The sequence below is a fragment of the Candidatus Viridilinea mediisalina genome, assembly GCF_002532535.1.
GTDB lineage: Bacteria > Chloroflexota > Chloroflexia > Chloroflexales > Chloroflexaceae > Viridilinea > Viridilinea mediisalina.
The window spans coordinates 1-1,062 of sequence record NZ_NQWI01000290.1 but is presented as its reverse complement, the minus strand read 5'-3'; the positions used below and the strand labels follow the sequence as shown (position 1 = coordinate 1,062).

The window sequence follows — 1,062 nt, the reverse complement described above, 5'->3', positions numbered from 1 at the left end:
TCTGGCGCACATCCAGCCGGTCAAGGATTCGTTCGTTGATGCCACTCTGCGAGAACACTTCTCCGATCTGCTCTTTGTAGTGCCGCTGCGCGAAACTGACGCGCATGCCTTCGTCTGCATCCTCTTTGAGCATAAGAGTTCGGTAGACCCCTTGACCCCGCTGCAGGTGTTGCGCTACATGGTGCAAAGCTGGGATGCCATGCAGCGCCAGCAGCGCCCGCTCGCCCCCATCTTGCCCATTGTGGTCTACCATGGCACGCAACGCTGGACGGTCGCGACCGACTTCCAAGCCCTCTTCGATCTCCCTGCCGCGCTGCAACGCTACACGCCAACCTTTCACTACCACCTGAGCGACCTGACGACCGCTCGCGACGAGCAACTCAAAGCAATGGAATGGTTGGGGGCGGGCATGTTGGCGCTCAAAAACAGCTCGCGGCACGATCTGATCGAGCGACTGCCTGAGGTGGTTGAACTGTGGTATAGTTTCTGTGATCAGACCTCCGGTCAGGACGATATGCTGACGCTGCTGCGCTACATCGCCGCCGCCGGCAAGCATGTGACGCTGCAAGAGATCATTGACGTGGTAGGGACAACCATCCCCTTGGGAGGTGCGCTCATGGGTACGATTGCCGAAGAATTGATTGAGCAAGGCATGCAAAAGGGTAAGCAACTCGGCATGCAAGAGGGTGAACAAATTGGCCTGCAAAAGGGTGAACAAATCGGCCTGCAAAAGGGCTTGCGGCAGGGTAAGCAAATCGGCCTGCAAAAGGGCGAGTTGCTCGGCCTGCAAAAGGGCATCCGCCTCGCCTTGAAGTTCAAGTTTGGCGCAGACGGCGAAGCCCTGATGCAAACGATCACGACCATTGAAGATGTCATGCTGCTCCAGTTGCTCGCCGACGCCATTGAGCATGCCGAAAGCGTTGAGGAGTTGCGGGCGTGGCTGGCGGATGAGGCGGGGTAGTGTTGGGGTATCGGGTATCGGGAAGCGGGTGTCAAGCGATGAATAACGTAAAGCAACCTGCACCAAGCAACGTAAACCAGACGGCGCAAGAGCGTCGCGTG

General features: G+C 57.9%; 1 protein-coding gene. It reads left to right on the top strand.

Annotated features, from left to right (window positions below; all coding sequences use genetic code 11):
- Positions 1-961: Rpn family recombination-promoting nuclease/putative transposase (locus CJ255_RS22075; RefSeq protein WP_165774892.1), on the top strand; the 961-nt coding region annotated here is incomplete at its 5' end.
- Between the last annotated feature and the right edge of the window lie 101 nt (positions 962-1,062).